The 6,472-nt window shown below is 69.9% G+C and carries 6 protein-coding genes; 3 read left to right on the forward strand and 3 right to left on the reverse strand.

What is annotated here, in order from left to right; translation table 11 throughout:
* On the reverse strand, positions 1-1,247 hold a 1,247-nt coding region (locus ACFU99_RS28560; protein WP_384397409.1), incomplete at its 3' end, for a hypothetical protein.
* A gap of 1,284 nt (positions 1,248-2,531) precedes the next feature.
* Here ACFU99_RS28560 and ACFU99_RS28565 point away from each other — a divergent pair.
* Together ACFU99_RS28565 and casA are read left to right on the forward strand one after the other, a co-directional pair.
* Entirely contained in the window at positions 2,532-2,843 is a 312-nt protein-coding gene (locus tag ACFU99_RS28565) for a hypothetical protein (protein ID WP_384397412.1), read from the forward strand.
* Between the two features lie 75 nt (positions 2,844-2,918).
* Positions 2,919-5,084: a type I-E CRISPR-associated protein Cse1/CasA gene (gene casA, locus ACFU99_RS28570; RefSeq protein WP_384397415.1), complete on the forward strand. Its 2,166-nt coding sequence runs from the start codon at positions 2,919-2,921 to the stop codon at positions 5,082-5,084.
* 50 nt (positions 5,085-5,134) lie between these two features.
* Here the strand turns inward: casA and ACFU99_RS28575 are convergent, their stop codons facing one another.
* Together ACFU99_RS28575 and ACFU99_RS28580 are read right to left on the reverse strand one after the other, a co-directional pair.
* On the reverse strand, positions 5,135-5,389 hold the full coding sequence (locus ACFU99_RS28575; protein WP_384397418.1) for a hypothetical protein: 255 nt from the start codon (positions 5,387-5,389) through the stop codon (positions 5,135-5,137).
* Positions 5,390-5,423: 34 nt separating this feature from the next.
* Positions 5,424-5,762, reverse strand: coding sequence for a hypothetical protein (locus ACFU99_RS28580; protein ID WP_384397420.1), 339 nt, complete (start codon positions 5,760-5,762; stop codon positions 5,424-5,426).
* A gap of 194 nt (positions 5,763-5,956) precedes the next feature.
* Here ACFU99_RS28580 and ACFU99_RS28585 point away from each other — a divergent pair, with 194 nt between their 5' ends.
* A complete protein-coding gene (locus ACFU99_RS28585; protein WP_384397423.1) occupies positions 5,957-6,469 on the forward strand; it encodes a hypothetical protein in 513 nt (170 codons plus the stop codon).
* Positions 6,470-6,472: the final 3 nt, after the last annotated feature.

Below are 6,472 nucleotides of genomic sequence, written 5' to 3' on the forward strand. Positions count from 1 at the left end.
AGCTTGCGGAGCAGTTCCAGGGCCGCCGCCTGGCGGGCGACGATCTTGTCCCGGTCGGCGGCGCGCGCCTCGACCCGGGTGCCGGTCACCCGGTGGCGGCAGGTGTAGGTGACCTCCGTGGATTCGCCCACCGTATGCACGCGCGACTCGGGTTTGGTGATGTTCTGGAGCTGGTGGTGTTTGTTGAGGTGTTTGACTGGGTCCTGGTCCTGACCGGGGACGAGGATCTTCGCGGGCAGGGCGGCCGGTTTGTCCTCGACCTGGTCCGTGGGTTCGGGCAGCGCGGCCAGCTGGGCGAGGAGCGCGCACGCGGCGTAGTGCCGGGCCGTCTTGCGCGTGAAAGCGGACCGCACCGGACCGGCGGTTGGCTCGGCGCCCGTGCTCAGCTGGGCGCGGAGGTGGTAGCGGCCTTGCCCGTCGACGGCCTTTTCCTGGTAGGTCAGGCCATGGTCCTCGCCGTGCTGTTCGGCGTACCAGTGCAGCAGACGGGCCGGGGCGGGCGGCATCGCCGCGGCCCGCTGAAGTGCCGTCTGGCGCACGTCCGCCCACGCCTCGCCGTCGGCGGCCAGCAGCAGGAGGTACAGCTCGCGGGGGCGCAGTCGGCCGGCGCGGGCACGGCTCAGCGCTTCCTCCTCCAGTTCCGCGTCGGGCCCGCAACCCTCGGCCGTGGCCCGGCGCAGGCGCTGCTCGAACACCTCCGCCGGCATGCCCGGCAGGACCAGACGCGCGGAGGCGGCGGGGTCCGGTGCGGTGCCGGGCAGGGCGACGCCGGCGAGACGGGCGAGAAGGGCGAGCGCCGCGCGGTCCTGGGCCTCCCGGCGGGTGGGGGCGCTCTGCGCCGGGCCGGTGACCTGCGCTCCGGAGGGCCCCACCACGGCGGCAGCGGTGACCTGGGGACCGGTGCCGTCCGGGGCCAGTGTGGTCTCCTCGAACCGCGGGGCCGGCCACACCTCGACATTGGTGTGGCTGGCCAGGACCTGCCGGGCCTTTTCGAGGTTGCCTGCCAGCACGGTCATGACCGCCTCGCGGGCCGGGGCCCAGTGCGCGGCGTCGCCCGTGGCCAGGAGCACCAGCCGCATGTCGCGGACCGTCAGCAGCCCGGCCCGGCTGCGCCGGACCGCATCACGGGCCATCGCCTCACCGGCATCGGTGCCGGCGAGCGCCTTGAGGGCCTCGTGCCACTGCCCGGCGTCCAGCGCCTCCACGTCCCGGACGTCCGGTTGCTCGGCTGTAGCTGTGAAACTCACTTCCACTCCCCCACGAGCCGCAGGCACCGTGCCACGCGGCGGTCTCCGACGGCCAGGACTCCGCCACAGTATGGGAGAGCGCTGACAGCCCACTGCTTTACCGCGAAGGTTGAGGCCGGTGTCCCCATGGCTCGGGTTCCGGACAAGGAACGACAGAGCTGGCCGGATGCCGTGGGTACGGTGCTGGGCTTGGGCGGAACGGTAGGGGGCGGCGCTTCCGGCGGGGGCGCGGTCCGGCGGCCTTCCCTTCCGGGGCCCGTACGGTTTGAGCACGCGAAGTCCGTTACTCTGGCAGCCGTCTGCGGTGGTCCCACGGGCCCAGCGACCTCTTTTTCCCCGCCTGCGCGGGGCTGCCCCATGGGGAGGTGACGACCCGTGACGCTCCATTCCCCGCGTACGCGGGGCTTCCGACACCCTAGCCATGCCGCGCCTTGACCAGGGCCTCAGCCCCTTCATCTGCGCCTGAAAGGTCCATTGTGACTGGCTCCCGGTCGAGCCGCTGCCGCGGCCCGCTCCCGGGCGGCGGCCTGATGGGCGGCACGCAGCGCCTGGTGTGCACTGGAGCGGTAGTCGTGACCGGGGTGGTCGACCGCTTCCCCGTCTGGAGTCACCCACGCATCGGGGCACCCAAGGGGGCTTGTCCGGAAACGATGCCCGAGCATCTCGCCCTGGTTCTTGACGGGCTGGAACCTGGTCGCGGCCGACCATACGCGGCGGGCGGTCCTCTTCGCCGGAGCGCTCACCTCGCGGTGGGTCGCGTACGTGGTCCGGATCGCCTCCTGTGCGCCGACAGGATCGGCGGAGGCCACCGCGCCGCATTCGAGTCGGCCACCTCTTGGTCGGTGATGTCGTTCGGGGAGACCTCCGAGTCCATGGTCACTCAGTGCGCGCGGGCGCAGTGCGTCCACGTCCAGCCTGCCAGCTCACCGGAATCCATTCTCGCCGGTTCGAAGGAACCGTAGCGGGACCGCTCCCCGAAGGCGCCGTGGACGAGCGGGGCACCCAGGACGCCGAGGCGCACCTGCGGCGCCCGGCTCAGCCCGGCCGGCACAGGCCCGGTACGACAGCGGCGACCCAGCCTGCCGCCCTAGGGACCGAGGTCGAGCTGGCCCAGGCAGGCCGAAAATAACGGAGCAGGCCATGACCTGGGTCGTTGGCCAGCCGAGCAGAGGAGGGCTGCCCGCCTTTGGCAGCAACTTCAAGAAGTTTCACAAAGAGACTTGTGGGACTTCTTGAAGTTAGGGATTCTACTCTGAACACACCTAGCCCGCCCAGGAGTTCATCATGTCGGAGCTGCACTACACCGCCTGGCTCGTCAACGACCCGTCCTGCCTGGACCAGGGCTGCATGGACGTCACCATCCTTCAGGACCAGTTGATCGGGGGCGACCCCGGTGACGACGCAGACTGGGCCAGCGACACGAGCAAGCCGACGGCGCTCTACGCCGTGACGACTGTCGACGCCCAGGAGGGGGACATCGCCGATGGGATCGAGGAGGCCGAGGCACTGATGCGACAGGCCGGCTGGCAGGTCACCAGCAAGTGGGCCTCATTGCCCAACGCGTTCACGGCCACCGTCGAGCGCGAACGCGACTGACGCCGGTCATCCGTACACCGCGGCCTCTTCCCCCCCCGCGAGAGGCCGCGGCGCCTTTTCGTTTGGAGATTGCCCGTGCTTTCCTTCCCCCTGACCACCCGCCCGTGGATCCCGGTCCACGACCGGGAAGCCGGAACGTTCCGCGAGGTCGGCATGGCCGAGGCCCTGCTGCGTGCGCACCATCTGAGCCTGACCAACGACGTCCAGGAGGGGCCGGTCCTGCTGCGCGTCCTCGCCGCCACGTACGACGCCGCCGCCGGGCCGGCCACCTACGAGGAGTGGGCCGCCGCCTGGCAGGCACCCACCCTGGACACCACGCGCATCACCGCCTACCTGCACCAGTGGGAGCACCGGCTGGACCTCTTCCACCCGGACGAACCCGCCTTCCAATCCGGCGCCCTGACCCAATACGCACGCGACGCCCGGGTCCTGCACCCGAGCTACCTCGGCGGGGATGCCGGAAGGTGGTTCAACCACGTCCTCTACGAGAAGGAGGGGGACTTTCCGGCATACGAGGCACCCGAGGCCGCACGGAACCTGCTGGTCCTGACCGCGTACGACGTGGCGGGCATCAAGCGAGCCGTTCCGGGCGACCCCGCAGAAAAACAGGGCAAGGTCTACGGTGCGCAGCTCGGCCACGTCGCGCAGCTCGCCCACGTCCATATCTGCGGGGGCACCCTCAAAGACACGCTGCTGCTGAACTTGCCACCGCAGCCGCGCCGCGACGGCGACGCCCCGGTGTGGGAGCGGCCCACCCCCGCCGCGCCGATGGCCATCCGGGAGCCCACCGGCCGCCTGGACATGCTGACCTGGCCCTCGCGCCGCATCCGGCTCCACGCCGACCGGGACGGCAAGGTCGACCTCGTGGCCTGGCACGACGGCGACCGCATGACGGACGCCTGGCAACAGCCCATGCAATTCGACCCGATGAGCATGTGGCGCACCACAAAAACCGGCCGGTGGGCCCCGTCCACTCCCATAGACCGTGACGGGCTGATCGTGCCCTGGCAGGTCGCCCATGTCGTACTGGACCCGACCGGCGACGAAAGCGGACAGCCGCTGCACTGCGCCGCCGCCCGGCACCTGGCCCACGTCCTGGACCAAGGACTGCTCGCCGACTACGGGCCGCTGCGCGCCGAAGCGTCCCGCGTGCAGCACAGCAACCAGCACAAGAGCGTGATCGCTGATGTCCCCAGCGCGCCGGTGACCCTGGCCACCGGCGAGTACCTCACCGACTCCGAGAACCGAGCGGACCTCGCCGCCACCGCCCGCACCGCCACCGCCTACCTGCACCGCCTTCGGCTCATCATCCGCGAGATCGCGCCCCCGCACACCAACCTCGTTGACCGCATGGACTTCAGGGTCCTGTACGACCGGTGGCGGCAGGCCGCCTCGCTGCTCGCCAGTAATCCTGTAGAGGGTCGTAAACAGTGGCGTTTCATGCTCCGCGAGCAGGCCGCCGAAATGATCGACTCCCTCCCTCTCAACACCTTGGCCAAGGGCCGCGCCCTTGCCGAGGCGATGGACGCCTTGACGACCACCCGCTTCGTCGGCGAGGCCAGCCGGGCCGCACGGGAGTGGAAGCAGACCACGGCCAAGAACCCGAAAAAGCCCAGGACCGGGCGGCCGACCAACCGCACCCTCACCGCGTTCGGCGAGACCAAGAGCCTCGCGCAATGGGCGAAGGACCCACGCTGCCAGGTCTCCTATCCGGCCCTGCGGGCCCGAGCAGCCGCCCTCCTGGAAAGCGACGACGCCGAACACATCATCACCACCCCCGCCGCTCACGGCCCGCGCACCGCTCTGCCCAAACCCGAGCCCACCCCAGCAGTCCAGCCCCCGCCGGCAAAACGGTGCGTGAACTGCGGGCAGCCCCGCCCCAAAGACGCCATTCACAGCCGGTGCGAGGAGTGCCGCGCCAAGCGCGTCAGCCAGGACTGGCTGCATCGCAAAGAGATCGCCGAAGCGATCTTCACCGAAGACAAGCGCACCGAACTCCTGCGCCGTCTCGCCTCCGGCGAATCCCTTGCCGAGGCATGCACCGCCCTTGACCTCACTCCGCACCGAGTTCACGGATTCACCAACTACAACGACGAGTGGCGCGGGCAACTGGACACCGCGCTCACCGACGGCCGCGACCCCGGCCTCGACCACGGCACCGAAACCGCCTACCGACACGGCGGCTGCCGTTGTCCCGACTGCCGCGCCGCCCACGACGCACTCCGTGGCACCGGCCGGTGAAGCCCGGGTGTCAAATCATGTGACATCAAACTGCACTCTTTGCGCGGTTCCTACTCACACATGACAGGCCCGACCGTGTCGAGATAGCGAATCTCGGCCAGGCGCCGGACCGACGTCCGGGTCTCCGCGTCCGACATACCGCTCTCCGCGATCAGCCAGTCGAGATCACCGTAGGGGGCGCAGATGCCGGTCGGCCACCGACACCGCATGTAGACCCCGACGTCGGCCGACGACACACGGGAATCGGTGACCGGGGCGCGGGGCACGACGGGCGGCTCACTGGTATCGCTGCGCAGCTTCACCATCTCGGCTGTGACGTCGGCCGGCCCCGGTCATCACCTACGACATGCGCCACACTGTGTTGCAGTGCCGCGCAGGCGGCGAGTTCGTCGAGCAGATCCCTGGCCTCGCTGCGGCTCGCCGGACTGGTGACCACGCGAGCACTTCGAGGCGATGCTCTTCACCGCGCTCACCGAGGAACTGCGCACCGGCCGATGTGCGGCGGTCGGCTCGGAGAACGTACGTGATGGGGATCAGGTCGTCGGCCAGCACGTGACGGGCTTGGAGATGGTAGGAAAGCACGCCGAAGGTGACTGGCTCGTCGATGCGGCTTGCGCCGCGCTCGATCCTGCCCTCGGCCCGGAGCTGAACGCGGCCCATCATGCTGACCTTCGCCACGACGGTGTCGAGGGTCTGGTCGGCGAGTCGAGCGTACCGTCACCGCGTGGCTCGCGGCGCGGCCCGCGGAAGTTCGGGGTGGGAGGACGAGATCCGAACACATAAACATCGCCGGTCACCTCGTCCTCCCGGTATTTCCCCCTATCTCTCTCGCGCTCTTGTCCCGCGAGAATCAACCCACCCCGGAGGAACCGTTGCTGCGCCGGGAAGGCTGGCGAGCAGTCGTCTCCAGCCACCGACTGCGCGGTCGCCTGGAAGCCTTCCATCCCTCCGGGGCGGTCGTGTGGCGACTGCTGGCCAAGGAACTGACGATCGCCTACTGCACGCCGACGCACCCGCAGGTTGCCCAGCTGCCTCGGGCCTACCGCACACCTCGGGCCCTGGCGACCGTCGACCACGGCCAGGGCCTGCTGTTCTCCTGGCTGAACTGGCTGACCAGCCAAGGGATTACCAGCCTCCATGAGGTGACGCAGGAGCACTGCCAGCGCTATCTCGCCGTCCGCAGCACGGTCCGCGACAAGCACGGGCACCGCCTCCGAGCGGCCAGTCCGTCCCAGAAGCGGGCGGTCGTCATGGCCATCATGGATCTCGCGTTCTACGGTGATCTGTTCACCAGCGGCTCCGTCGGCGGACGCACCGGCATCGTGGCCGTCCACGTGGGCAAGCACCGCCCCGGGTCACGGCGTCGACATGCGCTGTCTGTATGACGG

Origin of the sequence: Streptomyces sp. NPDC057654, assembly GCF_042800135.1 — a bacterium.
In the GTDB taxonomy this organism is placed as follows: Bacteria; Actinomycetota; Actinomycetes; order Streptomycetales; family Streptomycetaceae; genus Streptomyces.

Coding starts and splice junctions, on each gene's coding strand:
- ACFU99_RS28565 (WP_384397412.1), top strand. CDS start 2,532: ATGTCGGAGCTGCACTACACCGCCTGGCTCGTCAACGACCCGTCCTGC.
- ACFU99_RS28575 (WP_384397418.1), bottom strand. CDS start 5,389: ATGGTGAAGCTGCGCAGCGATACCAGTGAGCCGCCCGTCGTGCCCCGC.